General features: G+C 43.9%; 19 protein-coding genes. All 19 read right to left on the reverse strand.

Going from position 1 to position 21773, the window contains the following annotated elements; all coding sequences use genetic code 11:
* Positions 1-28 precede the first annotated feature (28 nt).
* Positions 29-1264 (reverse strand): bifunctional ornithine acetyltransferase/N-acetylglutamate synthase, encoded by a 1236-nt coding sequence (gene argJ / locus AC4G46_RS29780; RefSeq protein WP_491125807.1) that lies wholly within the window; start codon positions 1262-1264, stop codon positions 29-31.
* A 21-nt stretch (positions 1265-1285) separates the two neighbouring features.
* Positions 1286-2341, reverse strand: coding sequence for an N-acetyl-gamma-glutamyl-phosphate reductase (gene argC / locus AC4G46_RS29785; RefSeq protein WP_491125808.1), 1056 nt, complete (start codon positions 2339-2341; stop codon positions 1286-1288).
* Between the two features lie 152 nt (positions 2342-2493).
* Complete coding sequence (locus AC4G46_RS29790; RefSeq protein WP_090713925.1) at positions 2494-3378, reverse strand: YitT family protein; 885 nt, start codon at positions 3376-3378, stop codon at positions 2494-2496.
* A gap of 54 nt (positions 3379-3432) precedes the next feature.
* Positions 3433-4546, reverse strand: a protein-coding gene (gene prfB, locus AC4G46_RS29795; protein WP_491125809.1) for a peptide chain release factor 2 whose coding sequence is annotated in 2 segments (ribosomal slippage) — positions 3433-4473 and positions 4475-4546 — 1113 coding nt in all. Because the reading frame shifts where the segments join, the coding sequence is not laid out codon by codon here.
* Positions 4547-4957: 411 nt separating this feature from the next.
* Complete coding sequence (gene secA / locus AC4G46_RS29800) at positions 4958-7465, reverse strand: preprotein translocase subunit SecA (protein WP_491125810.1); 2508 nt, start codon at positions 7463-7465, stop codon at positions 4958-4960.
* A 297-nt stretch (positions 7466-7762) separates the two neighbouring features.
* On the reverse strand, positions 7763-8314 hold the full coding sequence (gene hpf, locus AC4G46_RS29805; protein ID WP_491125811.1) for a ribosome hibernation-promoting factor, HPF/YfiA family: 552 nt from the start codon (positions 8312-8314) through the stop codon (positions 7763-7765).
* Between the two features lie 260 nt (positions 8315-8574).
* Positions 8575-9993, reverse strand: coding sequence for an S-layer homology domain-containing protein (locus AC4G46_RS29810; RefSeq protein WP_491125812.1), 1419 nt, complete (start codon positions 9991-9993; stop codon positions 8575-8577).
* Between the two features lie 517 nt (positions 9994-10510).
* Positions 10511-10708 carry a cold shock domain-containing protein gene (locus tag AC4G46_RS29815; RefSeq protein WP_068724647.1) on the reverse strand — a complete coding sequence of 66 codons (198 nt, stop codon included), beginning with the start codon at positions 10706-10708 and terminating at the stop codon, positions 10511-10513.
* A 222-nt stretch (positions 10709-10930) separates the two neighbouring features.
* On the reverse strand, positions 10931-11266 hold the full coding sequence (locus AC4G46_RS29820; protein WP_491125813.1) for a flagellar protein FliT: 336 nt from the start codon (positions 11264-11266) through the stop codon (positions 10931-10933).
* Positions 11259-11651: a flagellar export chaperone FliS gene (fliS, locus tag AC4G46_RS29825; RefSeq protein ID WP_491129007.1), complete on the reverse strand. Its 393-nt coding sequence runs from the start codon at positions 11649-11651 to the stop codon at positions 11259-11261. The genes AC4G46_RS29820 and fliS overlap by 8 nt, the downstream gene beginning before the upstream one ends.
* A gap of 28 nt (positions 11652-11679) precedes the next feature.
* On the reverse strand, positions 11680-13446 hold the full coding sequence (gene fliD, locus AC4G46_RS29830; RefSeq protein ID WP_491125814.1) for a flagellar filament capping protein FliD: 1767 nt from the start codon (positions 13444-13446) through the stop codon (positions 11680-11682).
* A gap of 20 nt (positions 13447-13466) precedes the next feature.
* Entirely contained in the window at positions 13467-13883 is a 417-nt protein-coding gene (locus AC4G46_RS29835; RefSeq protein ID WP_491129008.1) for a flagellar protein FlaG, read from the reverse strand.
* Positions 13884-14438: 555 nt separating this feature from the next.
* A complete protein-coding gene (locus AC4G46_RS29840; protein ID WP_491125815.1) occupies positions 14439-16007 on the reverse strand; it encodes a DUF2920 family protein in 1569 nt (522 codons plus the stop codon).
* 133 nt (positions 16008-16140) lie between these two features.
* The gene (locus AC4G46_RS29845) at positions 16141-16827 is read right to left on the reverse strand and encodes an acylneuraminate cytidylyltransferase family protein (protein ID WP_491125816.1); all 687 of its coding nucleotides are present in this window, start codon (positions 16825-16827) and stop codon (positions 16141-16143) included.
* Entirely contained in the window at positions 16824-17873 is a 1050-nt protein-coding gene (locus AC4G46_RS29850; RefSeq protein WP_491125817.1) for a nucleotidyltransferase family protein, read from the reverse strand. The genes AC4G46_RS29845 and AC4G46_RS29850 overlap by 4 nt, the downstream gene beginning before the upstream one ends.
* Before the next feature lie 54 nt (positions 17874-17927).
* Complete coding sequence (locus AC4G46_RS29855; RefSeq protein WP_491125818.1) at positions 17928-18593, reverse strand: class I SAM-dependent methyltransferase; 666 nt, start codon at positions 18591-18593, stop codon at positions 17928-17930.
* A gap of 15 nt (positions 18594-18608) precedes the next feature.
* Entirely contained in the window at positions 18609-19607 is a 999-nt protein-coding gene (locus AC4G46_RS29860; RefSeq protein WP_491125819.1) for a GNAT family N-acetyltransferase, read from the reverse strand.
* Positions 19604-20683: an N-acetylneuraminate synthase gene (gene neuB, locus AC4G46_RS29865; protein ID WP_491125820.1), complete on the reverse strand. Its 1080-nt coding sequence runs from the start codon at positions 20681-20683 to the stop codon at positions 19604-19606. The genes AC4G46_RS29860 and neuB overlap by 4 nt, the downstream gene beginning before the upstream one ends.
* Positions 20680-21762: a hypothetical protein gene (locus AC4G46_RS29870; protein ID WP_491125821.1), complete on the reverse strand. Its 1083-nt coding sequence runs from the start codon at positions 21760-21762 to the stop codon at positions 20680-20682. The genes neuB and AC4G46_RS29870 overlap by 4 nt, the downstream gene beginning before the upstream one ends.
* Positions 21763-21773 lie beyond the last annotated feature (11 nt).

Here is a 21773-nt window from a genome sequence, read left to right on the forward strand (position 1 = left end):
CTAGGTAGCCTCCTTATGCCAGCCGCGTTTAGGTACGGTATGCAGCATTAATACGCACATAATCATAAGTGAGGTCACAGCCCCAAGCCGTAGCTTTGCCTTCGCCGTCCGACAGCACCACGGTAATCACTACCGTATCGGTCTTTTGCAGATAGTGAAGGGCCTGTTCTTCATCAAAAGCCACCGGCCGAGACTGGCGCAGCACCTCGATCTCACCAAGCGAAATATCCACCTTATCCGGCGATACCGGAACACCGGCGCGTCCTACGGCAGCAATAATCCGCCCCCAGTTGGCATCCGCCCCGAAAATCGCCGATTTCACCAGACTCGAGCCTACCACTGTCTTCGCAATCGCTCCAGCAGCCTCATCATGCACCGCACCGCTGATCTGCACTTCAATCAGTTTGGTCGCACCCTCACCGTCCCGGGCAATCGCCTTCGCCAGATGCTGACACACATGTGTAAACGCCGCAGCAAAAGCATCCCAGTCCGCATGCAGACGCGTCAGCTTCTCATTCCCGGCCAGGCCGCTGGCCATCGTCACGAGCATATCGTTCGTGCTTGTATCTCCGTCAACTGTGATCATATTAAAAGTAGTATTAGTAGCGGTACGCAGCAAGCTTTGCAGATCTTCCCCGTCAATCAGGGCATCCGTCGTCATGAAGCCCAGCATGGTGGCCATATTCGGATGAATCATCCCCGAGCCTTTGGCCGCACCGGCAATCGTTACTTTTTCTCCGCCGACCAGCACTTCGACGCAGCATTCTTTTTTCACCAGATCGGTTGTCAAAATAGCCTGGCTGAACTCCTCCGCTCCCGCGGCGCCTCCATCCAGCTTCTCCGGCAGTCCGGCAATCCCGGTACGTACACGGTCCATCTTCAGCAGCTCACCGATCACTCCGGTTGATGCTACTGCAACATTAAGTTCATTCACGCCAAGCGCTTTAGCCGCAACTGCACGCATCTCATAAGCATCGGCTTCGCCCTGCTCGCCTGTGCAGGCATTGGCATTCCCGCTGTTCACGATGACCGCCTGCAGGGTACCATCCGCCAGACTCTCCCGGGTTACTTTTAACGGCGCAGCCTGAAATACATTCGTTGTATAAACAGCCGCAGCCGTTGCCGGAACCTCACAGAGGATGGCTCCAAGATCGTTGCGGGTTGTTTTTTTGAGGCCGCAGTGCAGTCCTGCAGAGGTGAAACCCTTTGGTGCGGTAATGCTCCCGCCTTCCACGACGGTATATGTTGCCTGATTTATGCTCATTGTATGTTTGACCGCTGAACCTTACGGATACACTGGTGTATAGCCGAGGCCGCGGGTTTCCTCCCATCCCATCATCAAATTCAGGTTCTGAATCGCCTGCCCTGCTGCGCCTTTAACGATGTTGTCGATGACAGACACAATAGTTACCCGTCCTGTACGGGCATCTGAAGAGAAGCCGATATCGCAATAATTCGAGCCGCTGACCTCTTTGGTCGCCGGAAGCACTCCAGCCTCACGGATCCGCACAAAAGACCGGCCTGCATAATACTTACGGTATAATTCCACAAAATCCTGCTCGTTATAAGCGCCGTTCATCCCGGCATACATAGTGCTCATAATCCCGCGGGTCATCGGTACCAGATGTGTCGTGAAGGTCACGGTTACCTTTTCACCGGAAACATCAGTAAGCACCTGTTCAATCTCCGGAATATGCTGATGCTTGTTAACCTTATAGGCCTTGAAGTTCTCATTAACCTCGGCATAATGAACGCCCAGATTCACACCGCGTCCCGCTCCCGAGATGCCCGACTTCGCATCAATAATAATGCTCTCCGGCTTGATCCAGCCTGCCTCTACCGCAGGAATCAGCCCCAGCAGCGTTGCGGTCGGGTAGCAACCAGGGTTAGAGATAAAATCCACCCCGGCAGCACGTTCACCATATACTTCACATAACCCGTATACAGCCTGCTCCAGATATTCGGCGGGCGGAGCCGTATGCTTATACCACTGCTCATACTCTGCCCCGTCCTTCAGACGGAAATCTCCGGACAGATCGACAACCTTCAGGCCCGCTTCCAGCAGCTGCGGCACCAGCTTGGCACTCACACCCGACGGTGTTGCCGTGAATACTACATCAGCCCTGCCCGCAATCTCAGCCGGATCAACGCCATCCAGCTTCCGCTCCACAATTCCCGTCAAATGCGGAAACCCGAGCTCAATCGGCTCCCCTGCACTTGATGAAGAGATTACCGAAGTAATTTCTATATCCGGGTGGTTCTGCAAAAGCCTGATCAGCTCCACGCCACCATACCCCGTCGATCCCACTATCGCCGCTCTCAGCTTGCCTGCCACTGTCATCCCCGCTTTCTGACTCTTTCATGAAATGCATACCGTCCTGCAAATATGTATTATTATACGACCGAATTAATATAAATACAACATGTAACGTTAACTTTATTGGCGGATTCTTCTATAAAAAAAGAGAAGCGTTGACTTCTCCAATGGAGCATCTACGCTTCTCTTTTAAATCCTTCTCCGAGCACCTCATGTGCCTCGGTAATGATGACAAATGCGCCCGGATCTACAGACCGGACGATTGCTTTCAGCCGGGTAATTTCGTTCTGGCCGACAACCGCCATCAGCACTACCCGGTTGTCACCGGTGTAACCGCCTTGTGCGTTCAGCTTAGTCAATCCGCGGTCCAGGTCATTCAGAATCGCCTGGGATATCGCCTCTGTATGATCTGAAATGATGTAAGCCACCTTGGTCACACTGAAGCCCATCTCCAGTGCGTTGATTACTCTCCCGGTTACGAACAGACCGATCAGTGCATACATCGCCTGCTCCATGCCCAGCACAAACGCAGCCAATGTAATAACTGTACCGTCCAGCAGCACAACAGACAGAGAGAAGCTGAAGCCGGTGATCTTTTGAATAATCTGCGCCAAAATGGTCAGTCCGCCCGTGGATCCGCGTCCGCGGAACACCAGCCCCAGACCAAGCCCGACTGCGATCCCGCCATAAATCGAGGCAAGCAGCGGATTGGTTGTCGGAACCGGTCCGTCTTTGGTCAGGTAGATAAACAGCGGCAGCACAAAGCTCCCCAGCAGGGAGCGCATGCCGTATTGCTTACCAAGGAAGATAACCCCGAGGATAAATAACGGGATATTCAAAGCCCACTGTGTAAAAGCCGGCTCGGCGCCGAACCAGGCCTCGGCAAGCACCGACAAGCCGGATACTCCCCCCGAAGCGATCTGGTTCGGCAGAAAAAACAGATTAAACCCGAGACCGGTAATCAATGAACCGATCAGGATTAACGCTACATCCACTGTATGGCGCAGCGGCCCGTTCAGCGGAATCAGCGGCGGTTTGTTGCGTGAATTTTCTTTTTGCATGTTCTCTAGCTTCTCCTTACTACACTCCGAGGACGCGTAGAAATCCAGTTATGCTTACTCAACTTCTGTCTTGATCTGGCTGCGCAGGTATCCGTCGATGAACAGGTTAATATCGCCGTCCATCACAGCTCCCACGTTCCCGGTTTCCACGGAAGTACGGTGATCCTTCACCATGCTGTAAGGGTGGAATACATACGAGCGGATCTGGCTGCCCCAGGCAATATCGGATTGTTCGCCGCGGATCTCATCCAGCTGCTTCTGCTGCTCCTGCAGCTTCTGCTCGTACAGCTTGGAGCGCAGCATCTTCATCGCCTGCTCCCGGTTCTTGATCTGCGAGCGTTCATTCTGACAGGTTACCACTACACCTGTAGGAATATGCGTAATCCGCACCGCCGAGTCCGTCGTATTGATATGCTGACCGCCCGCGCCGCTGGCCCGGTAGGTATCTATTTTCAGATCCTCTGTACGGATCTCCACTTCCACATCATCGGTAATCTCTGGAACCACATCGCAGGAAACGAACGAGGTATGGCGTCTGCCGGAGGAATCGAACGGCGAGATGCGCACCAGCCGGTGTACACCCTTTTCCGCTTTCAGATAGCCGTAGGCATTGAAGCCCTTGATCAGCAGCGTTACGCTCTTAATGCCCGCCTCATCACCAGGCAGGTAGTCGAGCACTTCAACCTTGAAGCCGCTTTTCTCCGCCCAGCGTGTGTACATGCGCAGCAGCATCTGGCCCCAGTCCTGGGACTCCGTTCCGCCTGCACCCGGATGAAGCTCCAGAATGGCATTCAGCTTATCATAAGGCTGATTAAGCAGCAGCTGCAGTTCGAACTCATCCACCTTGCCGCTGATTGTCCGGATATTTCCGGCCACCTCGGCAGCAAGCTCCTCGTCGCCTTCCTCATCGGCCAGCTCCACCATCATCGCCGCATCATCGTACTCCTGCTGCAGCTTCTCAAACTGGTCTACTACGGATTTTACTGCATTCATCTCGCCGATGACTGCCTGGGCCTGCTCATTGTCATTCCAGAAATCCGGCGCGGCCATCTTCTCTTCAAAGTTCGCAATGACTTCCAGCTTCAGGTCTAAGTCAAAGAGACCCCCTAAGGTTTGTTAGTTTCTTGCCTATTTCACGCAGGTCCTGTTTAACGCTAGGATCGATCATGGGATCACTACACCTTTCAAAATATAATATTGCGCGGGGCCGATGATTGGAGATTGTTTACTGCTTATTATTTGAGCGCCGCATGCTGCCTGCACCTAAAATCTGCACCTGGTCTCTTCCGTAACTGCGGGAGAGTTTGGACTTCCGGCCGCTGTTGTCTTCAGATTTCCTGATTGGGACCGCTGTTCGCGGTAGAAATCTGAAGACAAAGGCGGACGCGTTCGCTCCTACAGTTCCAAACTTCCCTTCATTACTCTAGCCTTGGTGAAAATTTCAAGAGCCAATCCGCATGTTCTGCTCAACTTTAGCAGGTTATCCAAACTCCAAAAAAGCGGCCGGGCCGCAAACGGGGGAAACCCCGGGCCCCGCCGCTTTTATTATCATTATAAGCCTGAGACGCTTCGGATATCCTTATGCGTTCTGGCCGTGGCAGTTCTTGTACTTCTTGCCGCTGCCGCATGGGCATGGATCATTACGGCCAATTGCCGCTTCGACATGCACCGGACGCTTCTCAGCCGGCTCAGCGTTGGTAGAGATTTTGTCCTCTTCTACCACCGACTGACGTTCCTGGTTGGCTTCGATGTGCGCCTTCATAATATACGTAGCGACTTCCTCCTGAATGGCGGCAGTCATGGCGTTGAACATCTCAAAGCCCTCAAACTGATATTCACGCAGCGGATCGGTACCGCCGTAAGCACGTAGGTGAATCCCTTGACGCAGCTGATCCATCGCATCAATATGATCCATCCATTTGCTGTCAACGGAACGGAGCACGATAACCTTCTCGAATTCACGCACCAGCTCAGCGCCAAGACGCTCTTCACGCGCATCATATTTCTGCATAACACGATCAAAGATGAAATCAACGATTTCTTCTACTTCCTTGCCCCACAGGTCATCACGGGTAAGGGCGCCTTCATCCAGCAGCTTGCTGTTAACATAGTCAGCAACCTCCTGCAGCTCCCAGTTCTCCGGAATATCATCACTGCAATGTGCGCGGACTACACGGTCAATGACCGGCTTGATCATCTCGGTTACAACGCTCTTGATATTCTCGGATTCGAGAATTTCGCGGCGCTGCTTATAGATAATCTCACGCTGCTGGTTCATGACATCATCATACTGCAGCACGACTTTACGGATGTCGAAGTTATTACCCTCAACCCGCTTCTGGGCTGATTCGATGGCACGGGTAATCATGCGGCTCTCAATCGGCTGATCCTCTTCAAAGCCCAGACGATCCATCATGTTCAGAACATTGTCTGCACCGAAGCGTTTCATCAGTTCATCACCCAGTGACAGATAGAACTGCGTTGAACCCGGGTCACCCTGACGTCCGGCACGTCCGCGCAGTTGGTTATCGATGCGGCGGGATTCATGACGCTCAGTACCAATGATATGCAGACCGCCGACATCTCTCACACCCTCACCGAGCATAATATCCGTACCGCGTCCGGCCATATTCGTTGCAATGGTTACGGTTCCCGGCTGTCCGGCCTGGGAAATGATCTCCGCCTCGGATTCGTGATGCTTGGCATTCAGCACCTGGTGCTTGATGCCCTTGCGCTTCAGCATTTCAGATACGCGTTCGGAGTTCTCAATGGATACTGTACCAACCAGTACAGGCTGATTCTTCTTGTGGCGTTCTACAATCTCAGCTACCACTGCGTTGAATTTGCCGTTCTCGCTCTTATAGACAACATCCGGCATATCCGCACGCTGGTTCGGCTTGTTCGTCGGCACCTGCAGAACTTCCAGGCCGTAGATTTTCTTAAATTCCTCTTCTTCCGTCTTCGCTGTTCCTGTCATACCGCCCAGTTTGCGGTACATCCGGAAGTAGTTCTGGAAGGTAATTGTAGCCAATGTCATGCTCTCGTTCTGTACCTGGATTTCTTCTTTGGCCTCAATAGCCTGGTGCAGCCCGTCGCTGTAGCGGCGGCCAGCCATCAGACGGCCGGTGAACTCATCGACAATGACAACCTCATCACCGTTCACAACATAATCGACATCACGGCGCATGATGACATTAGCCTTGAGCGCCTGGACGATATGATGATTCAGCGTAACATGGCTGTGATCATACAGGTTCTCAACGCCAAAAGCACGTTCAGCCGTAGCCACGCCCTTCTCAGTCAATGCTACCGACTTCACTTTAATATCAACAGTATAATCTTCTTCAGCCGTCAGCTTTTTAACAAAACGGTCTGCTGCATAATATAGCTCTGTCGACTTCTCGGCTTGACCCGAGATAATCAGCGGAGTACGCGCTTCGTCAATAAGAATGGAATCCACTTCATCAATAATACAGAAATATAGCGGGCGCTGTACCATTTGCTCCTTATAGAGCACCATGTTGTCGCGCAGATAGTCAAAACCGAATTCATTATTCGTACCATACGTAATATCGCAGGCATAAGCGTCTTGTTTATCAGCATGGTCCATGCCGTTCAGGTTAACCCCGACCGTCATGCCCAGGAAGTTATAGATTTGTGCCATTTGCGCGCTGTCGCGCTGGGCCAGATAGTCATTCACCGTTACCACATGCACGCCCTTACCAAGCAATGCATTCAGATAGACCGGCAATGTACCTACCAGTGTCTTACCTTCACCTGTCTTCATCTCGGAGATCCGGCCTTCATGCAGCGCCATACCTCCAACAAGCTGTACGTCAAAATGCCGCATGCCCAGCGTCCGTTTGGAAGCTTCGCGTACGGTTGCAAATGCCTCGGGGAGAATCTCCTCCAGAGTCTCGCCTTTTTCAATCCGGGCCCGGAATTCTTCTGTCTTCGCCTTAAGTGCCTCATCCGATAGGGCTACGAATTCAGGTTCCAGTCCGTTAATAACATCGACCGTCTTCATGAGACGTTTGACATCGCGTTCGTTGGTGTCGCCGAATATTTTCTTTACAAGTCCTAGCATGGTTAACCCCTTTCATGCAACACAGATGGTGGAACCGAGCCCATCCTTAAATAGAAATTGAAAGGGCCATATATTATTTCGATTCCGCTGCTTCATAAATTGTAACAGTTTGTAAGACAAGCCGCAATACGAGCAGCCGCAACCTTATTTTGCAAAATAGAAGAAGCGGCAAATTGTCACCCTTTATATACGAATAAGAGCCCTATTCGCTTCAAGCGAATAGGGACTCGGCTGATTTTTTGAAATTATTACTGGCGGCAATAACCATCCAGCGTAAACCTGTGCCTGATTATCAGATTAATCTTGTTCGATCAGGCCGTACTTGCCGTCATTGCGTTTGTAAACAACGCTAACTTCAGAAGTATCAATGTTGGAGAATACAAAGAAATTATGTCCAACCATGTTCATCTGCAGAATGGCTTCCTCGACATCCATAGGCTTCAAGGTGAAGCGCTTGTTCCGCACTACTTCCAAATCATCGTAATCCTGTTCTTCAACAGCAACGCTACTTGCCGGTTCTTCCACGAAGATGGTCTTCAAGCTGCCTTCCTGGCGGAACTTACGGTTGAGTTTGGTTTTGTGCTTGCGGATCTGCCGTTCCAGCTTGTCCACAACAGCATCAATGGATGCATACATGTCGTCGCTGCGGTCTTCTGCACGAAGTGTCACGCCGGCCAGCGGAATCGTTACTTCCACCGTATGAAGGCCGCGGACTACGCTAAGCGTCACATATCCTTCTGAGGTAGGGGGTGCATCGAAATACTTCTCAAGTCTGCTGAGCTTCTTATCAACATAATCTCTCAAAGCATCTGTCACTTCAATTTGTTGACCTCGAATGCTGAATTGCATAGGGCACTCCTCCTTTGTTTACGTTCCCATTATACCAAATTGTCAGCGCTAAGTAAAAAGCAATTCGTTACAGACTTTACATTTACCTAACATTAATCTACAGCTTTCTATATTTACAAATAAACAAAGTCCGGACGGGGCAATCAGGTTGCCCTCATCCGGACCATGTATAGCCGCTTATATTATTCCTAGACGGCCCGATTTTATAATAGCAAATTCCTTACAGAGTGCCTGCTTACGGGCTGTATTAAGCTTTAAGGCTATTTCGTATGAATCCGTAATATTTCTATTGGTGACCATGAAGTTCCGCTACCTGCAATGACATACACTTTATAAGCAGTATCAGCCGTTAGACCACTAAGAGTCAGTGTCTGTCTTACTCCCGGCACCGGTGTAACGCCTCCGCTCCAAGGTGCAGCAAGCTGTGCACCGGAACTGTTTTGACCTGCTGCAATCTGTTCTGCTGTAGGCTGGGTAGCTCCAGCCGGAAGCACCACATACCGTACAGGTGTGGCTATACCGCCCGTCTGGCCGTAGGTAACATAAACATCAGCTGTTACTGTCCCCATGTTGCCCGGGCTAAGTTCAGTGATGGCTCCACCGCTGGCAGATGCAGTAGTTAACCGAAGCGTATAAACCCCTGACCAGCTGCCTGCAGTATCAGCAACCGCAATGTAGGCTGCATACTCAGTACTGGACTGCAATCCGTAAACCGAGAATGACACAGTACTGCCGGCTGTAGTAGCCGTAGAACCTGCATTCACACCTGCCGTTCCGGCTGCAGTCAGGCCGTCACGGACCTGCAGATGGTTTGGAGCGACCGCTGTACCGCTGTAAGGGGCAACTACATAATAAACGGCTCCTGTCACCGACGGGGTCAAATACACATCTGCCGTAACAGTGCCCACATGTCCATAAGTTATGCCGCTAACGGTTGGAGCAGTACTTCCACCGCCACCACCACCGCCACCACTACCTCCACCAGCCGGGCTGGTAGGGGTTGCCGTCGGAGTTGGAGTGGCTGTTTCAGACGGTGTAGCTGTAGGTGTAGGCGTTGGCGTGACAGTCCCGCCTGGCTTATTCGCCGCCGAGCTACCGATGATACCTACTGCTTCAGCTCTGGTCAGAGCCTTTTTCGGCCCGAAGGTTCCGTCCGGATAACCGTTAATGATGCTCTTGGCAGCCGCGGCTGCGACTGCTCCTTTAGCCCATGAAGCAATTTGAGCACTATCCTTGAATGTCAGCGTTGTGCTGTTAGTATTCAAACTGAGGAGCTTGGCAGTAATCACTGCAGCTTCCTGACGGGTAATCGGACTGGTGGCACGGAAAGTATTATTCTCATATCCGCCAATATATCCCGCTCTTACAGCTTTAGCCACTTCGCTGTAAGCCCAGTTGGTGCTCTTGAGATCTGTAAACGTGATTGCTGCCGTGTCCGTAAATCCAAACAGGCGGTTTACCAGCGCAACATACTCGCCGCGGGTAATCGCATTATTCGGTTTTACCGTCCCGTCAGCATAACCTTGCAGGTATCCTTTATCGAGCCAGTCCTGTAGCTGGCTCTGTGCCCAGTGTCCCTGAATATCCTTGGCCGTTGCGGCAGAGACACTTCCAAGAGCTCCGAACAACATGCTGATTCCGAGTATTCCAGTCATCAAACCGCGCCACATCTTCTTCATTCTGCTATCCATCCTCCTAAAAGTTTGATTGCGCATCCCTCCATGGCTGTAACCATAGCCTTGCAATATCATCCTTGGAAGGACGCGCTTACATTTGTGGGCCTCCCGCGTTATTAAATCCGCTTTATACAACACATCTGCTTCAGGAAGCATACTGTACGTACTGTCAGCTTAGGCAGCATAGTGTAATTCATTCCTTTTATGTGTAGACACATTTCACTGTACTGCTGAAGGGCATTAGCTTCACAATATCGCTGTTCACACCTTTCTCAACCATACGCCTAAGCTACGAATAGTCTGCATCGAGGCAAGATCGTAGGCCCAACATCTGTTATTACCCATTTTTTTCATACCCCTAACAGATTATTGGGAATTCATGTTAGCTTTGGCGTTTTCGCTGTAGAATTAGCGCTTTCAGAACAATAAAAAAAGACCCCGGGAGAATCCCAGGGTCCCTGCTAGCGTTGTCTAAATTGCTAACCATCTACCATATATGTAGGTCGGCTGCGCCGGATGATTATAATTTGATGACGTTAGCTGCTTGTGGTCCGCGTGCGCCTTCAACGATGTCAAACTCTACGGATTGACCTTCATCCAAAGTTTTGAAGCCTTCAGTTTGGATTGCGGAGAAGTGTACGAATACGTCGCCACCATCGGCAGTTTCGATGAAGCCATAGCCTTTTTCTGCATTAAACCATTTTACTTTACCTTCCATTGATTAAACATTCCCTTCGTCATCAGATGAACGTGAGTCTTGCCCACAACTCGACTATACCACCGTAGCTTCTTCATTGTCAATTGGAAAAGTAAATGTTTACTTTCAATAATTTACCACCCGCAAATTTAAACAAATCAGCTTCAAATGTGATCATTTCATCAAAAAGGAGCAGACGCTATATAATACCCGTCTGCTCCTGAGCTGAAACATCAAGAAATGTTATTTTTTTCGGTCCATTAGAATGCTGTCAGGGGTGTAGGCGGCTTCGTAGGCGTTGCGCTGGGCTTTGGCTTGGTTGCGTTTTTGGAGCCAGTCATGGGCTTCCTGCCGAAGCTCATTCATCCGGTCAAGCAGTGCATTGTCATTCTCTAGGATTCGATTAATTTCAACTTTTTGAGCAAGTGTAGATGGACTCAAAGCGACTTTTTCCGCAATCAAATCGACAAGTTTCTGCCGTTCTTCTACAAACACCTCAAGCTCTTCATAATCAGCCTCCTGAAGATGGCTCATCATTCTCTGTGTGAGCTGATCCAGGCTGTGAATGAGTTCATCCATTAGCAATCTCAGTCTGACCCGCTGCTAGCTTGGAGGCTTGGAGCCAGGTTTCGCGGAGATCGGTCAGGTAGCCTAGTGCTTCTTCAGCCTTCTCCGGGTTCTTACGAATATTGGCTTCAATTAGTAAGTAGTTAGTGTACTCATACAAGTAGTAGAGATTCTTAGACACATCATAGGAATGATCCAGAGTACTCATTAACTCACTGACAATTGTCTGGGCCTTACCGAAATTAAGGTTCGACTTTTGGTAATCCTGCTTGCTTAGCCCGTCTAATGCCGTTCTAACAAACCGTATAGCCCCATCATATAACATAATTACAAGCTGTGCAGGCGTAGAAGTCTGGACAGAGGATTGCCGATATTTATCATAAGGAGATGTAAGCAAATTTCTCACCCTCTATTTTATTGTTAACCTAACCGGCGGTGGAGAACAGGCTAGAAGATTGCGAAGTTAGCTTATTCATTGCCGTCTCCATGGCAGTAAACTGTTTGTAATAGCGAGTCTCCAGATTATTCAAATAATCTTGCATTGACTCTAGTCGTTTATTATAGTCTTTAAGTTTTTTTCCCATTACACTTTCTTCTTTGTAACTACTAGTAAGATCTGCTGAATACTTATTGGTGCCTGCTTTTTCAGAAATCAAGTTTAACGCATCACTTACTCTGGTTGAAAGTTTATCGAACAATCCAGTATCTGGAGCACTTTGGGAACCTTGAAGTAGATCCATAACCTCCCCAGAGTTGTTACTAAGAGCTGTTCTAAGTTTGCTTTCATCGAGGTACAGCTTACCATTCTCAAAATATGAACCTGTTGTAACTCCTATATCACCGAGTTTACCTAACTTCTCTGTAATATCCATTCTCATCGTTGATAACAACGTCTTAAGAATATCGTCATTCTTGAGCAATCCGCTCTTTGCCTTTTCTGTCCATGCAGTAATGTCGGCTTCTTCCATATCCTTTTTCTGATCATCAGTTAGTGGTGCAAAGTCCCGATATTTAGCTTCATCTATCTTAGCATTTAATGATGCAATCAAAGTATTGTAGTCATTAATGAAACCTTTAACTGTTTCTACGGCTTTGTCGGCATCAACCTGTGTTGCTATTTTGGTAGGTTTATCTATACCGTTTACCTCTGTCTTGGCTAGAAGTGTCAGCTGCACGCCGTTAACCTCGAATGTATTATTATCATTGGTTAGGCTTGTACCGTTAATTGTATATTCTGCTTTTACACCATCTAAACTACCAGTTCCTTTAATTAAGGCAGCAGCAGTCCCACTAGTTGCTTGCGCCACTCCCCCAGATGTGATGATCAGTTGTCCAGAAACAAGGCTAGCTGTTGAAGTGGTATTATTATTAATGTAGGTAATTACATCCGATATTTGACTATCACCCTTGAAGGTCAAATTATTAGCTCCAAAGCTAAGTGTAAAATCTTGGGTACTGGCATCTGAAATTGATGTACCGTATAGGGAATTTTGTAGTTGAGCGAGAGTTGTTGAAGTGGTCTTATTAGAAAATAAATTCAGCAATGAAGTATCGGTTCCTAATTCCACCTTACCCTTTGCTACAGTTGTTAAAGTAGCATTCGTTGGAGGACCACTGCTCTTTGCTGCAAGAGAAAGCTGCCCTGTAATTTCATCAAACGTTGCCGTTACATTTGCTTTTGAATTACTATTAATATTTGAAATAACAGTAGAAATAGCCGTATCGCCCGAAAAGGAAAAGCTCTCGCCATTAACCGTCAGTTTATATCCTTCAGTTGGGGAAGTACTATTAACATCCAAATTTTTTTGCAATTGTGACAGTGTTGTTGCTGAATTAAAAGTAGAACCAGCACCCGAAGTCTTCATAGTAGTCTTTGAAGCAAGCTGAGTTACGCTGACATTCATTTCGACACCATTAGCTGTAGCTAACGCAGTTGCTTTTACTGCATCCGCATTACCGCTTATTACTGATTTATTGGTATTCAGTGCTTCGTTACGGCCATATTTGTCTATCAGTTTATTACTGCGGAAATCATACAATTTACTATTGACTTCCCGGTAACTGTCTCTAGTCCAGTTAAGGAGCGTTTTCTGCTGATTAAGTTTATCCAAAGGTGCCTTTTTGGCAGCCATTAAACTCTTTACCATGCTGTCAATATCCATGCCTGAGAAACCATTAATTCGAGTTACCAATGTTAATCCACCTCCTGATTCTATACCTTCTCGTCAACCAATATACCTGCAATTTCCATCATCTTGGCTACGAGGTCGAGAGTTTTTTCCGGCGGTACCTCTCGAATAAGCTCTCCTGTGTCCTTATTCAACACTTTGACCATAATATCATGTGTTTTCTCATGTATGCTAATTTCCAAAGTTGTCTGAGGGCCCTGCAAAGATTTAACTGCCCGTTCGATCGTTTTAATTAGTTGTTCTTCAGCCACAGAGACGTTCGCACCTTGTCGTTCTCTGAGACTCAGGTCCTTGACATCTTTGATTGCCACAACGGACGAAGCATCATTGTTCATGGAGGCTGATACAACAGGTGTAACCGTTCCATTGCCAGATGATAATTCGGACTTACTTTGACTATTAACAACAGTACTGGCGGAAAGTGAAAACTGTACATTCATCAAACTCCGACCTCCAAAAACCTCAATTATATATATTATATATCGGTTAGTTACAGGGAATGTTTAGGGCAGAGCTATAATAAAAGGTAGAGACTCTTAAGATTATTGTATCTTATCAAGTTCAGTTACTCCTTAGATTTAGCTTGCATAGTGGCACAATCTAGTGGTTGAGTTTTTTTCTTGTGTAGCGATGCCAAATGCATCCCCCAATCCGAGACACAGAATAACGAAAGATTCCGGCAGATCATGACTGTCTACCGGAATCTTAAAAAAGCGTTGATTTGGTAATACTAGCGTTAACGGCTTTCTTAAATATCACTTTGATTTTGTAGCCCACATCTGCTAAAGTTCTGAAATCACGAAAAAATGAAATTTCAGTGCTTGAGCAAAGGAAGCAAGTTTAATTTAGGGACAGTAGTACGATTCTATCAAAGAAAAAGGAGTGACCATTAGGATTCTAAAACTGTCTTGCTATATAAATTGGATGTCCTTATGTTCTACACTACCTATACTAAGAGGTTTAGCTACTGTACAATATACCAATATTGACCTGTATTAATGAGTTATATACGGAACGAGAATATTGCGCAACTCATTTTTCCACAATAAGAAATTAGTTATGGCCCGTTGTATTAATTCATTTTCCAATAAAGCCCAACTCTCGTTATTGAAGGATGTAACAACTTCTAAAAGAGATTGTTCAAACTGATTTTTAAGTTCAGGTAGGTTATTTTCACCCAGAAATTCGGAAAACGTGTCTATATGTAAATTCATCTCTGTATGCGCATCTATTATATCCTGCATTACTACAGCAGCATCATTATATTTTTTTTCTGATACCTTATCAACAATAAAACTAAAACCTTCGTCTATCGAATCGCAAATATCTAATAAATCGCCCATTAACTGAAATGAACTAATTAAATTATAATCTGTTTTTATGTTATCCGTTATAGTAACGTTCATTGTAAAATCGTCTCTAAAATTAAAAATATAATTATTATTACCGCAATTCAATGAGTTGACTTGATTACCAAAAAATTCATTTTCGCACTTTTCTTTCATCAACCCGTATTCCTTGTCCTGTTCGGCGACGTGGTCAAACAATTTGCGTAAAGATGCATCCATCGCGTGTGCATATTTTTTAAAAAGTGTACCATCCAGATCACTCATTCCGACTCGTTTATAGTAGGTCGAATTATAATTAGACAACAAGGCCACCACTTTATCTTTATCATCCACGGAAGCTATTTGATCCTCTTCGCAATGAAAAATATAATATCGTGTATCCGATTTAACCCTATGTTCTCTAATTAACAAGTTGCGAATTTGCTTATGAGAATCTCCAAAATAGTGAGGTGATGTTTCATCCATGATCGTCCAAGGATTATTATATGCGAATGGCACAGTATATACTTTGTTATTGTAAGTGACAGTAGCAGCATAATCACTCTCTAATATTTCTCTACCCACGATATGTTTCAAACAGGAACGTGAAAATCCTGAGTTGTCTATTATGACTGAGAATGTATTAGGCGCGAATTTGCCACAAAGCATCGCTATATAACCACCGTACGAACTACCGTAAGCAATTATTTTCCTCTTATTTATCGCAGGGTATCTTTTGAGAACATCGCCAAGCACAGTAAGGTTATCGAGAGCAGGTAAAAAACCAAAGGATTGATACTCATTCCGTTCCGTAATCTTCAAAGCTTGACAGCGAGGGTCTAACTGGAACATCTCTTTACTTTCCAGTAATTTTCCTAACCTAACATAAAAGTCGTTATCTGATGAAATGTTATGCCAGTAAGCACTTGGAACTCCATAAATCTGTTCCATATTACGGATAAAGTAGTCATCCATTTGCATATTGCTTCCTCGGTATATACCAAAGTAATTCAAAGAAACCACTATACAATTATAATTTTTAGCCAGGTATGGATTTAATTTTTCTAATTGATAAGTTGAGTTAGCAAGTCCACCGAACCCTGGGATAGTTATTATTAGACCAGTTTCGTCATTTATGCCCTCAACTGGTAAGGTGACATAATAGTCAAGTTCGTTTCTGCTAAAACCCAATTCAACATCTGCATGCGGTTGAATTTTATAACATAACGTCTTCAAAATTCTGGCCTCCGATTGTATACAGTTTGCGTATTAATTAAACGATAAAACGATTGTGATATTATTTTCATACAAAAAAAGCAAGGTTCATTGTTTAATTTTGAAATTGAGCCATAAATTCCGTCTTTAAGATCTATCTTCTACCCAACAAGTACTCGCAAAAATAGAAATCTTCCTCAGTATCAATATCATTAGAACGGTTCCTTGGCATTACATATGCAGCAGTCTCATCCTCCAGAAAAGAACCTCTTGTCAATAGCCAGTTTATCTCTGCTACATAAACAGCTCCATTTAAAGCATAAATGTCGGGTAGTTCCTGACGGCGTGTTATTGTCTCATGTTGTTTAATTAATGGCTTCATTATTTTATTTCCTTGTAAGGTATACATCCAATAAGGGGATTTATCTGTCTTTGTAACACTAACACAGGCGGGTGCTTCTACATCCAACATATTTTCAATACATCCATCAATATCCTCAACAAGCCTTAAGGGAGAGGTCGGTTGTAATAATACTGCATAATCGAAAGAAGGCAACTCATTTATAGCGTGAATAACTGGTGCCATGCCTGGAGTTGTGTCCTCTGATAAATATTTAGGACGTACAAAGGGAACTTCACATCCCAGAGATCTGGCAATCTCAATAATTTCATCGTCCTCAGATGATAATATAAGCATATCAATATACTTTGATTTTCTAGCTTCATCTATTGTCCAGGCTATTAGAGGTTTTCCCGCCAAATTTTTAATGTTTTTACGAGGTACCCCTTTAGATCCCCCGCGTGCTGGAATAATAGCAAGGACTTTTTTATTTCCAATCATATGAAGACTCCCTTAAAATCACCATTTGCTTTTTCATAATCATCCACACGTCCAATATCAAGCCAATACTCTCTTAATGGAAACGCCGAGATACCACTTTGTAGTTCCATTAATTTTTTTAATAAGTCAGGCATATCAAAAAACTCGTCCTGTGGCACACATTCAAGTACTTTAGGATCCAGAACATAAATCCCCGCATTGACAAAGCTTTTATGCACAGGTTTTTCGACAATAGAAAGAAGACGGTGATTCTCCGTTTCAATTACTCCATATGGAATTTGATATTCATATTCCCTTACACATATTGTTGCAGTCGATTTGGTGTCACAATGAAATTCCAACAACTGCTCATAATTCATTTTAGTTAGCAGATCACCGTTCATAACAAAAAATGGGGCTTTAGGCCTCTCAGTTAAAAGCGATAAGGCGCCTGCAGTACCCAATCTTTTATTTTCTTCAATGTACGCTATACTCACACCTAGATGCTTGCCATCTTGAAAATAGTCTTTTATTATTTCCTTTTTATAATTAACTGACAAAATAAATCTGCTGAAACCGTGATTTTTAAAGCCTTCGATAATCGTTTCTAAAATAGGTTTATCTCCAACTTTAAGCATTGGCTTGGGTATATCATCTGTAAATGGTCGCAGACGTGTTCCGAGACCACCAACCATTAATACAACAACATTGTCTTTTTGCAATATTTCTGCAATATCATCGGCAAAGAGTATACGCTGAACTTGGTTATTGTTATTTAATATAGGTAATTGTCTTAGCTGTCTTGTTCTCATCAATTCTTTGTAATGATAGCTTTTCTTACCTTGCTTCTCGTAAATAGGTGAACTATTCATTACTAACTCTATCGGTGAGTTAAGCGGAACTCCTCTTAATATTCCCCGACGAATATCACCATCTGTTACAGTTCCATGCAGTCTACGATCTTTATCGACAACAACTGCAAATTGCAAAGAAGATTGATCAATAATTTTCATCGTCTCAAAAACAGTAAGTTCAGGCGCAATTAGTATGTCTTGCCAATTATTCATATGCTACGCCTCCTTCAAATGCAATGATCTAATTACTCACTAAATCAGAAATACTTATTGTTTCTCGCCGGTCACTATCCACTCAATCACTTTTTCGTTCAAATTGTTATACGTTCTTTCAATTCTCTCAATTTCCAACTTACTAAAACTTTTCAGAAGATCTTCCATGTCTTCTTTAGTTGAAAACCGACTTACTCCTTTATTTTTCAAAGGGCCTTCGTCAGCAATCCAAGTGTTCATTCCGACATTTTGTCCGGTTCCGTCTCCCCAACATCCCGTTGCAAAAGCTCTGCTAAAAATTTTCCCATTTTGTTTTAGTACTCTGTGAATTTCATTATATATCTTTTTTGAATTATCGTATGAATTAGCGTATATTGCTTCATTATCAATTACTGCATCAAAAATGGAGCTTTCATAAGGTAATGAAATAATATCTCCCACTTCAAATTCTCCATTCCAACCCGTAACTTCAGTGTCCAATCTATTTTTCGCCTTTCCAATTGCTGTTTCTGAACCGTCTATTCCAAAAACTGAAAAACCTTCTCTTGCGACATACCATAAATTCGCACCGGTACCACAGCCAACTTCAAGTATTTTGATCTCTTTTCTAATAGGAACCCCATAATAATTACGTGCAATAAAGCGGATTAAATCTTCAGAAGGATACTTGCCCCACTCTTGAGTCTTAAAGATTTGTTCCCATGTTTGATCCCAAGACATTATTAAACCTCATTTCTATCGATAGAATAGGATAAAGCGTTCCTTTTGTGGATGTTGTTTTATATATTCAGATTTGTACTCTTCATAAAAAGTTTGATTATGCTTATAATTACCGATAAAAAAGGGAACTCTTTGCTTGGAAAATCCTCTCTTAAAAAAAAGCAGCGAATTTGTATTTGATCCGTCTGTCCCTCCGCCTAGATATAAGGAGTGAATATTTAGCTTTTTTGCATATTCAGCGAATTCGTATATCAATAAATTTGATACATTCTTTTCTCTACCTTCTGTAATAGATGTAGATAGATGATACTCTGCTGTATAACCGCAAATAAAGAAAATTGCTGCTCCAATTACCTCTCCTAAATAATTTTTTGCACTAACTAAGTAAACAGCTTCACTCTGTAATAGTTCAATAAAATATTCTTTATTAAAGAAATAATCATTTTCAGCGTTTTTTTGGGTCATTAACGAAATATACATATCAATAAACTGCTCTATGTTTTCATTAGATTTTATCATGGATACCCTAACGTTCTCTTTTTGAGCCTTCCTAATAGCCGTACGCACTCGGGTACTAAATTGAGCTGAAATTTCTTCATTGGTAGTCAGATCTATATATACTGTCTGTCTATTTTCTTGTGCTTCGCCATAATAATTCAAATGATTGTTAAGTAATGGATGGAATCTGATAAACTCGACTATAACTTTTTGTTCAAGGCACCATGTCTTATAGTTCTCTATGCACGAATTGATAAAAGATTGTTCACCTAAAAATAGCGGTCCTCCATATCCATAAGGTGACTGGATATCATAGTGTCTCGTGCCCGGTATTTTGCCCATATGAAAAGCATGATAATAAATATTCCCTTTGTCTTCCTGAGCAAAAAAAACAGGTTGTAAATTTTTTTTATACACTGCATCATTAATAACATAATGGGGATGAAAATAAAAAGACTGCATTGCTGCTGGTAATTTATTAAATATTAGTATGGCCTGTTCTGTGGAAACTATCATATCAACGTGATTTGCTGATCATTATCATAATCTTTTTGTGCGTTTTTCTTCAATACATTCCAAAATTCAAAAGGGGATATTCCGTTCCCTGGTCTTTTGATGGTTATGTTATCAGCTGTCAATGTCTCGCCTTGTTTGATCTTTTTAAGTGCAACGATACTCTTCCGCGCAATATTAAGATTCTTCAACTCTGATTTCGAAGGGATTTTAACACCTGAACCTTTAGCTAATTCCACCTGTCTTATTCCTCTAACCATATGATTTAATTCTTCCGGTGAGAGCGAAGCTTTATGATCCGGTCCTTCTGCAAGTTTGTCATATGTGATGTGCTTCTCGATAACATCAGCACCTAAGGCAACTGCTGCTATTGGTATTGCAATTCCTTCTGTGTGATCAGAGTAACCAACCCGCAGTCCAAACGCAGTGCTCATTGTATTCATAGCCAATAAATTCACATCCTGAACAGGTGCAGGATACTCAGTAGTACAGTGCAGCAAAGTAACCTTCTCTTTCAATAGCTGCTGACCTTCCGGAGAAATAAACGCCGCTCTAAACGCCTCGATAGAAGGAATCTCATCTTGTGCTAAAAATCCAAACGCTATTACACCGAGCGCCAATTCAATTTCGCTTAAAGTTGACATTCCCGTTGATAAAATGATCTTTGGGGACTTTTGTGCAATATGATAAATCAAGGGTGCATTGGTAATTTCGCCGGAAGGTATTTTAATCGTATCAATTTTCAAATGATCAATTAGAAAATCTGCACTTTCTATATCAAACGGAGTAGATAAAAATTCAATATTGTGATCATCACAATATAATTTCAGTTCTGAAAATTGAGCAAAAGAAAGTTCTAGTTTTTTCACCATATCAAATTGCGACTCTTCACCACCTGTCGTTTCGATTTGATACTCAGCTTTAGGCGCGTCCATACTAATTACATTCTCTGTTTTAAAAGTTTGAAATTTCACCGCGTCAGCCTGAGCACTAACCGCAATGTCAACAAGCTTTTTTGCCAAATTAATGTCACCATTATGATTAACACCTGCTTCAGCAATGATATATGTTTTTCTCATTTAATCACCTCTAAGAAGAATTCATGGATTTTTTCTACTTCATATAAAATATGTTCTTTATTCATTCTTTGATCAATTGGGATAGTTAAGATAGTAGAACTTAGATTCAGATCTTCTGTATACTTTCCCTCTGAGATAATCCAATGAATTGGGCAAAAAATATTATGATTACTTAAATACTCACGAAGTTTGTTCCGAATTCCAGCATTCGTAAGGACAGGGAACCCTAGTGGAACTTCATTATCCGAAATAGCTGTGAACAGTGGTCTCAAAAACATCTTAATTAAGCTATCCTGCTCAATTAAATCACATAAAAAGGACCAATTATCTTTCCGTTTTTTCCTTATGTGCTCAAAATCTATTCTTTCCATTAAATAAACCGAGAACTCCGACATCCTACTCAAGATCATACTGCTATCTAGTTGAGATTCAGAAAGCTTGAGCAATGATAAAAACTCACTTTCATTATTAGACATTGAACGCTTAATCTTACCCTCGACCTGATCAAATAAAAACCCCTTCTCATCAAAAGTCAAAAAATGATCGAGATCTATTTGTATTTTTTCTTTGCTAATCAATAAGGCTCCATCAGGTTGAGGAGTAAATTTCCTATAGCTATATATCCTGAAATCAAACAATTCGTTATCAAACTCAGAAAATGCAGACTGAACACAATCCTCAATAACAAAAAATTGCTGTTTAGACTTTTCGATTTCCAACCATTTTCTTATTGCCTTATTCTCAAGACCAAAATAATGTACAAATAAGAAGACAACATTGTTCAATCTCTCAGGTAAGTTAACAGGTGTTTTTAGATCTGCACCCATTGAATAAAAATGAATTGTATAATTTTTTTCTCTAAATGGCTGGATAACAGAATCACAAATATAAGCCGGTAAATACGCTATTTTTTCACTTCCTCTAATTTCGAGTTCTTCGAGGGCCAACAAAATAGCAGACCGTCCTGTTCCTGTCCATAAATAATGGGGGGAATCCATGGTCAATTCATTTATGCTTCTTTTCTTATTGGAGAGCAATAATGAAACATCAATTTCTATATCACCGCCAACCCTATACATCGTGTTTTCAT

The organism is Paenibacillus sp. fava2, assembly GCF_058313675.1.